Here is a 14,028-nt window from a genome sequence, read left to right on the forward strand (position 1 = left end):
CCGGACCGGCCGGGCGCCTCCGCTGGGGAGACGTTCGATCGATCCGGACCGCCGGGGCCCCGCCGCCGACCAGAGCGGCGGCGGGAGCCCGCCGCGCTGAGGTGGGACCCAGCGCCCCGGTCTCAGAAACTGGGCGCCAAGTCCCACCTCGGCAGCAGCGGAACCCGCCGCTCGTGAATCGGGCAGGCCGCCGCCTACCGGGCGGACCAGCCGCCGTCCATGGTGTAGCTGGCACCCGTGACCATGCCGGCGTCGTCCGAGGCCAGCCACGCCACCAGCGAAGCCACCTCCTCGGGCTCGACCAGGCGCTTGACGGCAGCCTCGGTGAGCATGATCTTGGTCAGCACCTCGGACTCGGGGATGCCGTGCACCTTGGCCTGGTCCGCGATCTGGGATTCCACCAGCGGCGTCCGGACATAGCCCGGGTTGATGCAGTTGGACGTGACACCGTGCGCGCCGCCCTCCAGCGCCGTCACCTTGCTCAGCCCTTCCAGGCCGTGCTTGGCAGCGACATAGGCGCTCTTGAACGGCGAAGCCCGCAGCCCGTGGACCGAGGACAGGTTGATGATCCGGCCGAACCCGTTCGCGTACATGTGCGGCAGAGCGGCCCGGACCAGCAGGAACGGCGCCTCCAGCATCAGGGTGATGATGCGGCGGAAGTCGGCCGGATCGAAGTCCTCGATCGGGCTGATGCGCTGGATCCCGGCGTTGTTGACCAGGATGTCGCAATCCAGGCTGAGCGTCTGCAGCGTTTCGACGTCGAGCAGGTTCACCGCCCAGGCGGTTCCCCCGACCTCGTCGGCGAGGGCGGTCGCGGCGGCCTCATCAACATCCGCGACCACCACCTTCGCACCCCTGGCAGCGAGGGCACGGACGCTGGCTGCGCCGATCCCGCCCGCGCCGCCGGTGACCAGTGCCTTGCGGCCATTGAGCGTATTTTCCATTACCCAGCCTTCCAGTTCAGAGATTCACGGTCATCAGAGTCACACAGTTCAGCGGTTGGCCGCCACGGCCAGGCCTTCGCGTTCGGCGTCGGCCCGGTCCACCTCCTCGAGGGCGATGCCCTTGGTTTCCTTCAGGCTAAGCACTGCGACCGTCGTAATGGCGCAGGCCACCACAAGGTAGACGGCGGTGGGCAGCCAGGAGCCGGTGTCCTTGAGCCATGCGGTGGCCAGCAGCGGCGCCAGCGACCCGGCGAAGATCGAGGTGACCTGCGAACCCAGCGAAACGCCCGCGTAGCGCATCCGGGTGGGGAACAGCTCGGACATGAGGGCCGGCTGGCCGGCGTACATAAACGCGTGCAGGCACAGGCCGATCGTCACGGCGAGCACAATGATCACCGGGTTGCGGGTGTCGAACATCGGGAAGGCGAAGAACGGCCAGGTGGCCCCGGTGATCGCGCCGACCAGGTAGACCGGCTTGCGGCCCCAGCTGTCCACGAGCCGGCCGACCTGCGGGATGACCAGGAAGTGGATGACGTGGGCAATCAGCAGGGCGAGCAGCAGCGAGGACGTGTCGTACTTGTGCACGCTCTTGAGGTAGACAATCGCGAAGCTCACCACGAGGTAGTACATGATGTTTTCCGCGAACCGGAGGCCCATGGCCTGCAGGATGCCCTTCGGGTACTTGCGGATCACTTCGCGGACGCCATAGCTGACAGCCTGTTCCTGCTCCAGCTGCGCCTTGGCCTCGAGGAAGATCGGGGCCTCGGAGACGTGGGTGCGGATGTAGTAACCGACGAACACGATCACGGCGGAGAGCCAGAACGCCACACGCCAGCCCCAGCCGAGGAAGTCGGCGGCGCTCAGGACGTTGGACATAATGAACAGGACCAGGGTGGCCAGCAGGTTGCCCACCGGGACAGCGGCCTGGGGCCAGCTGGACCAGAAACCGCGGGACTCGTTGGGGCTGTGCTCGGCCACCAGCAGCACGGCGCCGCCCCATTCGCCGCCGAGGGCGAAGCCCTGGATGAAGCGCAGGAAGACCAGCAGGGCCGGGGCGAGGTAGCCGATGTCGGCGAAGCCCGGGAGGCAGCCCATCAGGAAGGTGGACACGCCGATAATCACGATGGTCAGCTGCAGGGTGGGCTTGCGGCCCAGCTTGTCGCCGATCTGGCCGAAGACGATGCCGCCGAGCGGACGGGCAACGAAGCCGACGGCGTAGGTCAGGAACGCCTGGATGATGCCGTCCAGCTCGTTGCCGGTGGCGGGGAAAAAGTACTTGCCGAACACCAGGGTGGCGGCGGTGGCGTAGAGGAAGAATTCGTACCATTCCACGACGGTTCCGACCATCGATGCGGCAACGATTTTCTTCAGGCCTGCACCCTTGGAGGCTGCGGCAGGGGGTGTAGCGGAGCGTTGTTCTACGCTCATTTGGTTCTCCTTAGTGTCCACGGTGACACGCGCTGTGATTCACGGCACGGAAAATGGGCTTCATCGAGTATTGCCGCACATTACCCGCGGTTCAATGGCCAAACGGGCACGATATGTGTGCAGAATTGCAGATATGAAGGCAAATCCCGACGACCTCCTGGTCCTGCTGGCCGTCTCGCGTTCGGCCAAATTCACGACGGCGGCGCAGGCGCTGGGCCTGAACCACACCACGGTCTCGCGCCGGATCGCCGCCCTGGAAAAGGCCCTCGGCGGCCGGGTGCTCTCCCGGGCCTCGGGAGGCTGGGAACTGACGGACCTCGGCGCCGCGGCGGTGGCCGTCGCGGAGCAGGTGGAAGGCGCCGTGCGCTCGCTCGAGCAGCCGGGCACGACGCCGGACCCGGTCACCGGCGTCGTGCGGATGACGGCCACGGACGGTTTCAGCGCCTACATCGCCGCGCCCGCGGTAGCGCGGCTCCGGCGCCACCACCCCGGCCTCAGCGTGGAGATCGTCACGGTGACCCGCCGGGCGCTGCAGCAGCGCTCCGGGCTGGACATCGAGGTGGTGGTCGGCGAGCCGCAGGTGCACCGGGCGGAGGCGGCCCGGCTGGGCGAGTACATGCTGGGCATGTACGCCTCGCGCAGCTACCTGGCCGAGTACGGGACGCCGGCGTCGGTGGACGAACTGAAGGAACATCCGCTGGTGTATTTCGTCGACTCGATGCTCCAGGTGGACGACCTCGACGCCCCGCGGCGGCTGGTGCCGGCCATGCGGGACGGGCTGAGCTCCACCAACGTTTTTGTCCATGTGGAGGCGACGCGGGCCGGGGCCGGGATCGGCTTCCTGCCCTGCTTCGCCGCCGACCTGCATCCGGACCTGGTCAGGCTGCTGCCGGAGCAGTTCGCGGAACTGCTCCCCTACTGGATGGTCCTGCGGCCGGATTCGATGCGGCGGCCCGCTGTGGCCGCCGTCGTGCAGGCGCTCCGGGAGCAGACCGACGCGCACCGTGAGGCGCTGATGGGCCGCGGCGGCTACGCAGCGGCTGCTCCGTAGGCGCCCTTTTCGGGCCGGATAACGGCGGTTACGGAGCAGTCGACGACGACGATGACGGTTCAGGCGCGGTCAGTTCAGGCGACGACGGTTCAGGCGCCGTCGGGTCGTGGCGGACGGCGGCGCCGGCGGCGAAGGCACGCACCTTGGCGTCGTCCCAGCTGTGGGCAGGTACCGCGCCGCCGAGCAGGCGCCGGGCGAGGCCGGGGTCGTCGTCGAACGGCTCATCGCTGCCGGCGATGATCATGTTGCCGTAGCGCCGGCCCTTGAGCATGGCCGGATCGGCGATGATCATGGTGTGTTTGAAGGCCGCCGCGATGGTGGCGGCGTCCTCGCGCGCGTTGGCCAGGGCGGGGGCGTCGCCGGAATTCACCAGGTAGATTCCGCCGGGCGCCAGCACCCGCTTGGCGTGTTCGGTAAACTCCGCGGTGGTGAGGGGCCGCGGGGTCACGGCGCCGGCGAACACGTCGCGGATGATGAGGTCCCTGGTCTGCGGCGTGAGGCTCTCCGTCACTTCCCGGGCCTCCCCCACTCGCAGTCGCAGCAGCGGGGCCTTGGGCAGGTCGAACCAGCCGCGGACGTACTCGGCCAGCTTGCCGTCCAGTTCCACCACCACCTGGCGGGCGTCCGGATAGGCGGCGTGGAAGTAGCGCGCCAGTGAGCATGCGCCGCCGCCGAGGTGCAGGGCCCGCAGCTTGGGCCGCGCCGCCAGCGGCCAGCGCGATTCCACCAGCGCGGCGATCCAGCGCATATATTCGAAGTCGAGGAACAGCGGGTCCGCCAGGTCGATGTGGGAGCTCATGACGCCGTTGATCCGGAGCAGCCAGCCGGTCGAATTGTCCTGGTCCGGGGTGAGCTCACAGTCGCCGGTGTCGATGTAGTAGACGCCCGCGGCGGGCCCGTCAGGGCGCGCGCCCTTCGGCACCTCCACCACCCCCGGCGTCGTGGTTCCGGCGTTCCGGCCGGCCGCCCGGCCCCGCTTTGCCATCAGCCGTCCGCCGTTTTGCTCATGCTTCAACCCTAGCGGGCGCCCGCACCACCAATGTCCGGCTCCCCCTTGTCATCGAATGCGAAGCGTGCTTACTATCGGATAGTAATCATGCTTACTATTCGAGTTCGGCGCTGCTGGTTTGCTACCCGGCAGCAGATCTACAAGGAAAGAGAGCGACGATGACAGAGAACCAATGGCCCCAGGACGGCGGCTACGGCACCCCGACAGTGACGCAGGGTTCTGAGCCCGAACTCCGGCAGAGCTCGACGTTCCCGCCGGCTGCGGCCGGAACGGCAACGACCGGAGCAGCAGCCCCCGGCACGGCGTCGAAGACTGATACCGCCAAGGACGAGGCCGCCGAAGTGACCCGCCAGGCCGCAGACGCGGCCCAGAACGTGACCGAAACGGCGAAGGCCGAGGCTGCGCACGTCGCCGGCGAAGTGAAGAGCAACGCCAAGGACCTCCTGACCCAGGCCCGGACCGATCTCACCGCCCAGGCCGGCGCGCAGCAACAGAAAGCAGCGCAGGGCCTTCGCTCCATCTCCAGCGAACTCCACACCATGGCGGCAGCGTCGGGCCAGCCCGGCGTCGCCACAGATCTGGTCCGCCAGGCCGCCGAGCGCTCCTCGTCCGTGGCCGCCTGGCTCGACAACCGCGACCCCGGGTCGCTGCTCAACGAGGTGAAGTCCTTCGCCCGCCAGCGCCCCGGCACCTTCCTGCTGGCCGCCGCCGGCGCCGGCATCCTGGCCGGCCGGCTCAGCCGCAGCCTCAGCGCGGGCGCCCCGGAAACGACGCCGACTGCGCACTCCACGGGCACCGCGCCGCAGCCCGGCACCCCGGTTACCCGGGTCCCGGACGCCGGCGTCGCGGTCCCCCCGCCGCCGGTGGGCTACCCGGAGACGACGACGGCCGGCATGGCCGGAACGTACCCGGAGCCGACCGCGGACGGCACCTACCAGGAGCCGGCGGCGTCCGACGCCGACACCTACCCGCCGAGCCCGCTCGAGGGCTCCGGCACCCGGAACGACCCGTGGGCGGACGATCCGCTGGCCGCCGACCCCTACCGCATTGATCCGGCCCTCGACCCCGACCGTAAGGATCCGTTCGACGGAGGCCGCCGATGAGCAGCGAGATGCCCACGGGCACCCCGATGCCTCCCACGGAGGCCCAGCTTAAGGCCGAGACGAGTTCCCTGGGCGACCTGCTTGGTGACGTCACGCGGGACATGTCCACCCTGATGCGCCAGGAAGTGGAGCTCGCCAAGGCAGAGCTGAAGCAGACCGCCGGCCGTGCCGGCAAGGGCGGCGGCATGTTTGCCGGCGCCGGCGTCGCAGGCCACTTTGTCCTGCTGTTCCTTTCGCTCGCCGTGTGGTGGGGGCTGGGAACCCTGATGGGGCTGGGATGGTCCGGCGTCGTCGTCGCGATCATCTGGGGCATCATCGGCGCCGTCCTGGCCTCGATGGGCCGCAAGGAACTCAAGGCGATCAAGGGTATCCCCCAGACCGCGGAGACCCTCCAGGAAATTCCCCCGACCCTCAAGCCCAGCCACTAGAGCGAGGAACACACCATGAGTGAAAACCCGGATGCCATCCGCGCAGACATTGAAGCAACCCGTGCCCGGCTCGGAACCAACGTTGACGCCGTGGCCGACAAGGTCACCCCGTCCCACATCGTCCAGCGCCAGACCGACCGCGTCAAAGACGCAGTGTTCGGAGTGAAGGAGAAAGTCATGGGAGCTGCCGACCACAGCGCCGGCCACGTGCAGTCCGCCGGCGGCAGCGCCGCCTCGCACCTGAACGACGCCGGTTCCGCCGTCGCCGGCGCACCGCACCAGGCCAAGGTCAAGACCCAGGGCAACCCGCTCGCTGCGGGCCTCATCGCGTTCGGCGCCGGTTTGCTGGTGTCCTCGCTGATCCCGGCGAGCACCAAGGAGCGGGAGGCGGCCGATGCCTTGAAGACGGCCGCCGAGCCGCTCACCACCGAGCTGACCGAGGCCGCGAAGCACGTGGCCGAGGGCCTGAAGGAACCTGCCCAGAACGCCATGGAGAACGTCAAAGCCACCGCCGCTGACGCCGCCCAGAACGTCAAGGGCGAGGGCCAGCTGGCCGTCGCCGACGTCAAGGACCGTGCGGTCGACGCCAAGGACAACGTCCAGCAGGCCTAGCCCGACCCGGAAGACGGCCGGTTGCCCTCGCTGACGCGCTGGGCAGCCGGCCGCTGCGCTTAACCACGAAAGAAGTTTCCAATGGCCAAGAACCCCACCCCGGCGCAAACTGACTCCATGGACGACGCCGAGACCGCCGAGAGCAGCACCGCCAAGGCGCGCATTGCGCCCGCCCCGGACGACGCGCGCAAGCCGAGCAGCCCCGCCGAGGTCACCAAGCCCTCCTGGAAGTACATCGTCAAGAAAACCCTGCGGGAATTCACCAAGGACCAGTGCCCCGACCTCGCGGCGTCGCTGACCTACTACTCGGTGCTCTCAATTTTCCCGGCCTTGCTGGCGCTCGTATCACTGCTCGGTCTGTTCGGAGACGCCCAAAAGACCACGTCGGCGCTGCTGGACATCGTCCAGGGCATCGCGCCCGGCCAGACCGTGGACACGATCCGCCCGGTCGTCGAAGAACTGGCCAGCTCCTCGGCCGCGGGCCTGACGTTCATCGTGGGCCTGCTCACCGCCCTCTGGTCCGCCTCCGGCTACGTCGGGGCGTTCGGGCGGGCCATGAACCGGGTGTATGAGACGGACGAGGGCCGGCCGTTCCTCAAGCTGCGCGGCACCATGCTCGCCGTCACGGTCGTGAACCTGCTGATCGTCGTCGTGCTGGCCGCGATGCTGGTGCTCAGCGGACCGGTGGCCGAGTCCGTCGGGAACATCATCGGCCTGGGCGGCGCCTTCCTGGCCGTCTGGAACATTGCCAAGTGGCCGGTGATGCTGGTGCTGGTGATCGTGGCCATTGCCATCCTCTACTACGCCACCCCCAACGTGAAGCAGCCCAAATTCCGCTGGATGAGCATGGGATCGGCCATCGCCCTGGTGGTCTTCCTGCTGGCATCGCTGGCGTTCGGCTTCTACGTGGCCTACTCCAACAGCTACAACAAAACCTACGGCGCCATCGGCGGCGTGATCATCGCGCTGCTCTGGCTGTGGATCCTGAACATGTCGCTGCTTTTCGGCGCCGAGTTCGACGCCGAAACCGAGCGCGGCCGCCAGCTCCAGGCTGGCATCGAGGCGGAGGAGACCATCCAGCTGCCGCCGCGGGACACCAAGCAGAGCGACAAGCTGCAGGCCAGGGAGGAAGAGGACATCCGGCGAGGACGGGAGCTGCGGGAGGAGCACAGCCGCAACGAGCGGGCGGGGGACCAAAGCCCCTAGGCGCTCCGCACCCGCACGGGCTGTACTGGGGGGACGCACCGCTGGGGGGTGCCCCCGCCCGTTGCCACCGTCCGCCTACCGGGAGGATACATGCCGGCACCTGCAGCAGCTTCCCGGCCGGTCGCCGTCGGCTACGACGGTTCCGAAACCTCGCAGCTTGCCGTCCGCTGGGCCGCCGGCCATGCCGTGACCCGCCGCCTGCCCTTGAAGGTGGTGCACGCCTGGGTCTGGCCGATGTTCACCAAGGACCTGGGGCCGGTCAAGGGCGTCGCCGGCAGCGGGCTCCGGCATTCCGCCGAGGCCATCCTCGCCGAGGGCCTCGCGCTGGCCCGCGAGGCCGCCCCGGGGCTCGACGTCGACGGCGTGATGGAAGCCGGCCTGCCCGCGCAGGTGCTGCGGCAGGCGTCCGACGGCGCCGCCCTCCTGGTTGTCGGGAGCCGCGGCATGGGCGGGGTGCTGGGACATCTGGCCGGGTCGGTGTGCCTGGAACTGGCCAGCTCCGCGCCGTGCCCGCTGATGGTGGTCCGCCGCCCGCACCTGCCCGGCCGGCCCGTGGTGGTGGGCGTCGATGCCGCCGCCCGGAGTTCGGCCGTCCTCGCCGACGCCGCCCGGCTCGCGGCCGCGATCGGGGCCGGACTGCAGCTGGTCCACGTCGAGACGGGCCGGGGCGGGACTCGCAAGGATCACGGCCGGCACACCCCGCTGCACGGCTCCGAGCTGCTGGAGCACGCCGTCGCCGAGGCCGGACGGCTGGTCCCCGGGGTTGCCGCCTTCGGCACCCTCAAAGACGGCCACACGGCCGCCAAAGAACTGGTGGAGGCGGCGGCGGACGCGGACGTGCTGGTGCTCGGCACCCACAACCGCGTGGGGGGACTGGGCAACACCGTTTCCGCTGTGCTGCACAAGGCCCCCTGCAATGTCATGATTACGCGCTGAGTTTCAGGGCCCGGGAACTCCGCCTCCGGAGCCCCCGATTCAGGAAGAGGCGTTAGGGAGAGGGAGGCTCTGTGCGAGCCTGGTGGGTTGCGCAGCCGGGCCCGATTGCCGCCGGGCCGCTGGTGTCCGGCGAGCGCCCGGACCCCGTGCCCGGCCGCGGGGAAGTCCTGTTGCGCGTGCGCGTCTGCGGGGTGTGCCGCACTGACCTGCACCTGGCCGAGGGCGAGCTGGCGCCGCGGCGGCCCGGCGTCGTCCCGGGGCACGAAGTGGTGGGCGAGGTGCTCGACGCCGGCCCCGGAGCGGCCCGGTTCCGCCGCGGCGAGCGGGTGGGGGTGGCGTGGCTGGGCGGCACCTGCCGTTCCTGCCGGTTCTGCCTTCGCGGGCAGGAAAACCTGTGCCTGTCCCCCACGTTCACCGGCTGGGACCGCGACGGCGGCTACGCCGAGCTGATCACCGTTGCCGAGGATTTTGCCTACCGGATTCCGGACATTTTCGCCGATGAGCAAGCGGCTCCGCTGCTGTGCGCCGGCATCATCGGCTACCGCGCCCTGCTCCGCGCGGAACTGCCCGTCGGCGGCCGCTTGGGTATCTACGGCTTCGGCGCCTCCGCCCACCTCGCCGCCCAGCTGGCGCTGTACCAGGGGGCCAGGGTCTATGTGATGACGCGGTCGCGGGAGGCCCGCCGCCTCGCACTGGACCTCGGCGCCACCTTCGCCGGCGGAGCCGACGAAGAGCCGCCGGACCCGCTCGATTCCGCGATCCTCTTTGCCCCGGCCGGCGCCCTGGTGCCGCCGGCGCTGCGGGCCCTCGACCGCGGCGGGACCCTCGCCGTCGCCGGCATCCACCTCAGCGACATCCCGTCCCTGCACTACGCCGCCGAGCTGTTCCAGGAGCGGCAGCTGCGCAGCGTCACGGCCAACACCCGGGCCGACGGCGAGGAGTTCTTCCGCCTCGCCGCGGAGATTCCGCTGCGCCCCACCACGGTGGCCTACCCCTTTGACGCCGCGGACCGGGCGCTGCAGGACCTCGCCGCGGACCGCGTCACCGGCGCCGCCGTCATCCGCGTGGCACCCTAGCCTCCTAGCCGTCCCCTAGCCGGCGCGGCGGAACTCGTGCTTCTCGCCGGCCCGGATTAGCACCTGCCGGGCGCCCACCCGCACCAGGACCGGGGCGGCGTCCCCCGGGGCCGCGGAGACGAGCAGCCGGTCTGTCTCCAGGTGCACGGCCAGCAGCTGGTCGCGGTAGCGGACCTGGAAGTCCACCCCGCGGAGTTCGGCAGGCAGCCGGGGCGCGAAGTCGAGGGCGTCCCGGGTGATCCGCAGCCCGGCGAAGCTGCGCTGGACGACGTCGATCGTCCCGGCCATGGCGCCGAGGTGGATGCCGGAGCTGGTGGTGCCGCCCTGGGTGTCGTCCAGGTCCGCGTCCAGGGCCTCGCGGAACGTGGCCCAGGCCTGCTCCGGGTCGCGCTGGGCGAGGACCGAGGCGTGCGCCACCCGGCTGAGCGTGGAGCCGTGCGCCGTCCGTGCCAGGTAGAAGTCCACGGTCGCGGCCAGCTGTGCCGGGGTGACCGTGTAGCCCAGCCGGCCGAGGAAGCCCAGGAGCTGGTCCTCGCCCAGGACGTAGAGCAGCATCAGGACGTCGGCCTGTTTGGCGAGCCGGTAGTGGTTGGTGCTGTCGCCTTCGGCCTCCAGGATGAGGTCCAGCCGCTCGATATTGCGGTAGCTGCGGCGGTAGTGGTTCCAGTCCAGTTCCTGGAGGGCACCGTAGCCCGCGAACTGGCTGATGATGCCGTCCCCGTGGAAGGGGACGAACATGCGCCGGCTCAGCCGCGCCCACGCCGCGATTTCCGCCGCCGTTACACCAAGCCGGGCCCGGAGGTCCTCCATGTCGAAGCCCCGGACGGACCGCATGATCCACTCGGCCTGGTCGAACACCCAAGCCGCCATGATGTTGGTGTAGGCGTTGTCGTCCAGGCCTCCGCCCGGGTCGCCCGGATTTCCGGTGTGGTACTCGTCCGGGCCCATCACTCCGCGGAGGTGGAACCGGTCGTCGATGGGGTCATGCTCGGCCATCGACGCGAACAGGCGGGCGACCTCGACAATGAGTTCCGCGCCGTGCTGCGTCAGCCAGCCCCGGTCCTGGGTGGCCTCGAAGTACTGCCAGGCGTTGTACGCGACGGCCAGCCCCACATGCCGCTGGAGGTGGGAATAGTCCGGGACCCAATGCCCGGAAAGCTTGTTGTAGAGCAGCTTGGGGGTCTGCTCCGTGCCGTCACTGCCGCTTTGCCAGGGGAACAGCGCGCCGCGCAGCCCGGCCGCCCTCGCGGCGTCGCGGGCCGTGCCGAGCCTCCGCCAGCGGTAGTCGATCAGCTCGCGGGCCAGCGAGGGCAGCCGGGAGTTCAGCACCGGAAGGACAAACAGCTCGTCCCAGAAGACGTGCCCGCGGTAGCCCTCCCCGTGCAGCCCCCGGGCGGGCACGCCCGCGTCCAGCTCGGCGGTGTGCGTCGTGAGGGTCTGCAGCAGGTGGAAGACGTGCAGGTTCAGGATCAGCTGCGCCTGGGAGGGTGCATCAGACTCGATGATGAACGGGGCCAGCAGCAGGGCCCAGGCCCGCTCATGCTCCGCCAGCAGCGCCTCGAAACCGCCCGACCGCGCCAGCACCGCCTCCGCACCCGCCAGCGGAGAAGAGACCGCGTGGTCCCGGGAACTGGCGACCCCCACCGTCTTGGTCGCCGTCACCGCACTCCCGTCCGCGACCGGCACCTCGAAGCGGTGCGCGTACAGCCCGCCAAGCTGCTCGAGAACTGAATTGGCCGGGCCGGACAGCTCGGTCCGCAGCGCCAGGGCGATGCCGATCCTGCTCTGGCTGGTCTGCACCTGCACCCTCAGTCCGACGGCGGACTGCCCGCCGGCGGATTCCGCCACCTGCACCTCCGTCAGGTGCCGCGTGGACAGCTGCGCGTCCTCCGGGACGTTCGAGTTGGTCACCCCGGTGTCGCAGCCGCTGCGGATGCTGACGCGCCCGCTCCAGCCGTCCGCCGTAAGCCGGGTCTCCAGCGCGGCGAGGTGCGGCTCCGCCATCGAGACGAAGCGGCGCTGCACCAGCTGCAGCCGCCGCCCGGCGTCGTCCTCCAGCAGCGCTTCCCGGGTGAGCAGGGCCCGCTTGAGGTCCAGCGTCCGGCGCTCCCGGCGCAGCGTCAGGCCTCCCTCGGACCACCAGGCGCCGTCTTCGATCCGCAGGTCAAGGTACAGCCAGTTCGGGATGTTCACCATGTGCTCGTCCACGGTCCGCTGGCCCTGTACCGTGCTGGCCAGCCGGTTGTAGACGCCCGCCAGGTAGCTGCCGGGGTAGTGGATCCCGACGCCGCGGTGTTCGGGGGCCGCGCCGCGGGTGGCCAGGTAGCCGTTGCCCAGGGTGGTCAGGGCCTCCCGGTGCCCCTCATGCGCCGGATCGAAGCCCTCATAGACCAGCAGCCACGGGTGGGTGATGACGAGGCCGATGTCGAGTTCGCTGACGTCTTCGACCACGATGTCCGCGCCGGCCGCTTCCAGTTCGGCCCGTCGGCCGGAGCGGTCGATGGCCACGACCAGCCCGAAGCCGCCCGCGCGTCCCGCTTCCACCCCGGCGACGGCCGCTTCGATGACCATGGCCCGGCCGGGCGGAATGTCCAGCCGGCGGACCGCTTCCAGGGCCAGCGCCGGGGACGGCTTTCCGGCGACGGCGCGCCGCGCGGCCGCCTGCCCGTCGGCAATGTGGTCGAAGGACCCGTCGAGGCCGACGGCGGCGAGGAGCTCTGCCGCATTGGTGGCCGAGGTGGCGAGCAGCACCGGGATCCGGCCCGCCCTGAGCCGTTCCAGCAGGGCCACGGTGCCGGGGAAGGCCCGCGGCGGCTGGCCGCGCAACAGCTGCCCGAACAGCTCGTCCTGACGTTTCCCGAGTCCGAACGCCGTCCAGTCCTCCGGACCGTCCGCGGGCGAGCCCGCCGGCAGCCGGACCCCGCGCGAGGCCAGGAAGGCCGCGGCCCCGTCGGCAGGGGTCCTGCCCTCGATGAACGCGGCGTAGTCGGCGTCCGTGAGGGGCCCGCGCCGGGCTCCCGACGGCAGCCGGGGATCCCCGAAAGCCTCCGCGGCGAGCCGCTGCCAGGCCGCGGCGCGCAGTTCCGCGGTATCCAGGACCACGCCGTCCAGCTCGAAGACCACCGCGTCGACCGGCGCCAGTGCGGCGGCGACTGTGGGCGAGTCCGTCATGCGCTATTCGTACCAGTCATCGGTGGGACGCAACAGTGGCGGCAGGCCCGGTGCCCGGCTTAGCCAAGGAGTGCATCGAGCGTCGTGAAGCCGTAGCCGGCCTGGCGGATCCGGGTGATGAGCTGCGGCAGGGCGTCGGCGTCCAGGGTGCTGGCGTCGTCGGGGTTGGAGCCGATGTGCATCAGGACGATTTCCCCCGGCTGCAGCGCGGCGAGCGCCCGGTCGGCGACGGTTTGGGCTGTGATACCGCCGCTGGTCCCCTTCCAGCCCAGGGTGTCGACGCTCCAGCGGACCGGCAGGTAGCCCAGCGCATTTACCGCCGCGATGGTCCGCGCGTCCCGCTCGCCGAAGGGGAAGCGGAACAGCGGGCGGGCCTCGGCGCCGGCGGCCGCGATCGCAGCCTCCGCTCCGGCCAGTTGCTGGGCAATCTGCGCGTCGCTGAGGGAGGTAAAGCCCGGGTGCGTCATCGAGTGGTTGCCCACCCGGTGCCCGGCGGCCACTATCGAGGCCACGCCGGCCGGGTTGGCACTGGCCCAGTTGCCGGTGAGGAAGAAGGTTGCCCGGACCCCGGTGGTCGCCAGGGTCTGCAGGATACTCGGCAGGCCCGCCGAATTGGCGCCGGCGTCGAAGGTCAGCGCGACCACGGGCCCCGCGTTCGGGATGAGCCCGACGTCGGCGCCCCGGAGCGCCGCCGGGAACGGGTCCGCGGGTGGCGGCGGTGGAGGAGGCTCGGCGGGCGGAGGTTCGGCGGGCGGAGGCGGCGCCTCGGTGGCGGGGGCCTCGGTCACCGTAGGGCTCGACGGCGGGCCGGTTGTCGTGCCCGACGGCGGGGCCGGCGTCGCGCTCGGCGTCCCGCTCGGTGTCGCGGCAGCGGACGGGGAGCCCGAGGCCGGGGGTGCACCACGGGGCCGCCCGGCGAGGAACAGCGCCGTCACCACCGCGGCGGCGAGGAGCAGCACCGCGGCCGCCAGCGCAACCATCCGGCGGCGGTTCCCGGCCAGGATCGACCACATGCTTCACCATGGCACCACCGGCCCCAGCGGGGTAGGGCTGAAAGACCCGCG

The 14,028-nt window shown here is 70.7% G+C and carries 12 protein-coding genes; 7 read left to right on the top strand and 5 right to left on the bottom strand.

Features of this window, described 5'->3' with window-relative positions; translation table 11 throughout:
• Positions 1-194: 194 nt before the first annotated feature.
• Together E7Y32_RS04070 and E7Y32_RS04075 are read right to left on the bottom strand one after the other, a co-directional pair.
• Positions 195-944 (bottom strand): 3-hydroxybutyrate dehydrogenase, encoded by a 750-nt coding sequence (locus E7Y32_RS04070; protein WP_146335995.1) that lies wholly within the window; start codon positions 942-944, stop codon positions 195-197.
• A gap of 48 nt (positions 945-992) precedes the next feature.
• Complete coding sequence (locus E7Y32_RS04075; protein ID WP_146335996.1) at positions 993-2,372, bottom strand: MFS transporter; 1,380 nt, start codon at positions 2,370-2,372, stop codon at positions 993-995.
• A 133-nt stretch (positions 2,373-2,505) separates the two neighbouring features.
• Between E7Y32_RS04075 and E7Y32_RS04080 the strand changes: the two genes are divergently transcribed.
• Complete coding sequence (locus tag E7Y32_RS04080; RefSeq protein WP_146335997.1) at positions 2,506-3,423, top strand: LysR family transcriptional regulator; 918 nt, start codon at positions 2,506-2,508, stop codon at positions 3,421-3,423.
• 28 nt (positions 3,424-3,451) lie between these two features.
• Here E7Y32_RS04080 and E7Y32_RS04085 read toward each other — a convergent pair whose 3' ends face one another.
• Positions 3,452-4,408: a spermidine synthase gene (locus tag E7Y32_RS04085; protein ID WP_146335998.1), complete on the bottom strand. Its 957-nt coding sequence runs from the start codon at positions 4,406-4,408 to the stop codon at positions 3,452-3,454.
• 182 nt (positions 4,409-4,590) lie between these two features.
• Between E7Y32_RS04085 and E7Y32_RS04090 the strand changes: the two genes are divergently transcribed.
• The 6 genes from E7Y32_RS04090 to E7Y32_RS04115 all read left to right on the top strand — a co-directional run bounded on the left by E7Y32_RS04090 (position 4,591) and on the right by E7Y32_RS04115 (position 9,793).
• Complete coding sequence (locus E7Y32_RS04090; protein ID WP_146335999.1) at positions 4,591-5,535, top strand: hypothetical protein; 945 nt, start codon at positions 4,591-4,593, stop codon at positions 5,533-5,535.
• Complete coding sequence (locus E7Y32_RS04095) at positions 5,532-5,963, top strand: phage holin family protein (protein WP_186467039.1); 432 nt, start codon at positions 5,532-5,534, stop codon at positions 5,961-5,963. The genes E7Y32_RS04090 and E7Y32_RS04095 overlap by 4 nt, the downstream gene beginning before the upstream one ends.
• Before the next feature lie 15 nt (positions 5,964-5,978).
• Complete coding sequence (locus E7Y32_RS04100) at positions 5,979-6,575, top strand: DUF3618 domain-containing protein (RefSeq protein WP_146336000.1); 597 nt, start codon at positions 5,979-5,981, stop codon at positions 6,573-6,575.
• 81 nt (positions 6,576-6,656) lie between these two features.
• On the top strand, positions 6,657-7,781 hold the full coding sequence (locus tag E7Y32_RS04105) for a YihY/virulence factor BrkB family protein (RefSeq protein ID WP_261382531.1): 1,125 nt from the start codon (positions 6,657-6,659) through the stop codon (positions 7,779-7,781).
• Positions 7,782-7,871: 90 nt separating this feature from the next.
• Positions 7,872-8,717 carry a universal stress protein gene (locus E7Y32_RS04110; protein WP_146336001.1) on the top strand — a complete coding sequence of 282 codons (846 nt, stop codon included), beginning with the start codon at positions 7,872-7,874 and terminating at the stop codon, positions 8,715-8,717.
• A gap of 71 nt (positions 8,718-8,788) precedes the next feature.
• Positions 8,789-9,793, top strand: a complete 1,005-nt coding sequence (locus tag E7Y32_RS04115) for a zinc-dependent alcohol dehydrogenase family protein (protein WP_146336002.1) — start codon at positions 8,789-8,791, stop codon at positions 9,791-9,793.
• A gap of 15 nt (positions 9,794-9,808) precedes the next feature.
• Here E7Y32_RS04115 and E7Y32_RS04120 read toward each other — a convergent pair whose 3' ends face one another.
• Together E7Y32_RS04120 and E7Y32_RS04125 are read right to left on the bottom strand one after the other, a co-directional pair.
• Positions 9,809-12,964: an HAD family hydrolase gene (locus tag E7Y32_RS04120; RefSeq protein WP_146336003.1), complete on the bottom strand. Its 3,156-nt coding sequence runs from the start codon at positions 12,962-12,964 to the stop codon at positions 9,809-9,811.
• Positions 12,965-13,023: 59 nt separating this feature from the next.
• Positions 13,024-13,977 (bottom strand): polysaccharide deacetylase family protein, encoded by a 954-nt coding sequence (locus E7Y32_RS04125; protein ID WP_146336004.1) that lies wholly within the window; start codon positions 13,975-13,977, stop codon positions 13,024-13,026.
• Between the last annotated feature and the right edge of the window lie 51 nt (positions 13,978-14,028).

The organism is Arthrobacter sp. UKPF54-2, from assembly GCF_007858535.1.
Taxonomy (GTDB): Bacteria; Actinomycetota; Actinomycetes; order Actinomycetales; family Micrococcaceae; genus Arthrobacter.

Excerpts from the sequence above, each read along its gene's own strand:
- E7Y32_RS04070 (WP_146335995.1), bottom strand. The coding sequence starts at position 944 with ATGGAAAATACGCTCAATGGCCGCAAGGCACTGGTCACCGGCGGCGCG.
- E7Y32_RS04075 (WP_146335996.1), bottom strand. The coding sequence starts at position 2,372 with ATGAGCGTAGAACAACGCTCCGCTACACCCCCTGCCGCAGCCTCCAAG.
- E7Y32_RS04110 (WP_146336001.1), top strand. The coding sequence starts at position 7,872 with ATGCCGGCACCTGCAGCAGCTTCCCGGCCGGTCGCCGTCGGCTACGAC.
- E7Y32_RS04085 (WP_146335998.1), bottom strand. The coding sequence starts at position 4,408 with ATGGCAAAGCGGGGCCGGGCGGCCGGCCGGAACGCCGGAACCACGACG.
- E7Y32_RS04125 (WP_146336004.1), bottom strand. The coding sequence starts at position 13,977 with ATGTGGTCGATCCTGGCCGGGAACCGCCGCCGGATGGTTGCGCTGGCG.
- E7Y32_RS04090 (WP_146335999.1), top strand. The coding sequence starts at position 4,591 with ATGACAGAGAACCAATGGCCCCAGGACGGCGGCTACGGCACCCCGACA.
- E7Y32_RS04095 (WP_186467039.1), top strand. The coding sequence starts at position 5,532 with ATGAGCAGCGAGATGCCCACGGGCACCCCGATGCCTCCCACGGAGGCC.
- E7Y32_RS04120 (WP_146336003.1), bottom strand. The coding sequence starts at position 12,964 with ATGACGGACTCGCCCACAGTCGCCGCCGCACTGGCGCCGGTCGACGCG.
- E7Y32_RS04105 (WP_261382531.1), top strand. The coding sequence starts at position 6,657 with ATGGCCAAGAACCCCACCCCGGCGCAAACTGACTCCATGGACGACGCC.
- E7Y32_RS04080 (WP_146335997.1), top strand. The coding sequence starts at position 2,506 with ATGAAGGCAAATCCCGACGACCTCCTGGTCCTGCTGGCCGTCTCGCGT.
- E7Y32_RS04100 (WP_146336000.1), top strand. The coding sequence starts at position 5,979 with ATGAGTGAAAACCCGGATGCCATCCGCGCAGACATTGAAGCAACCCGT.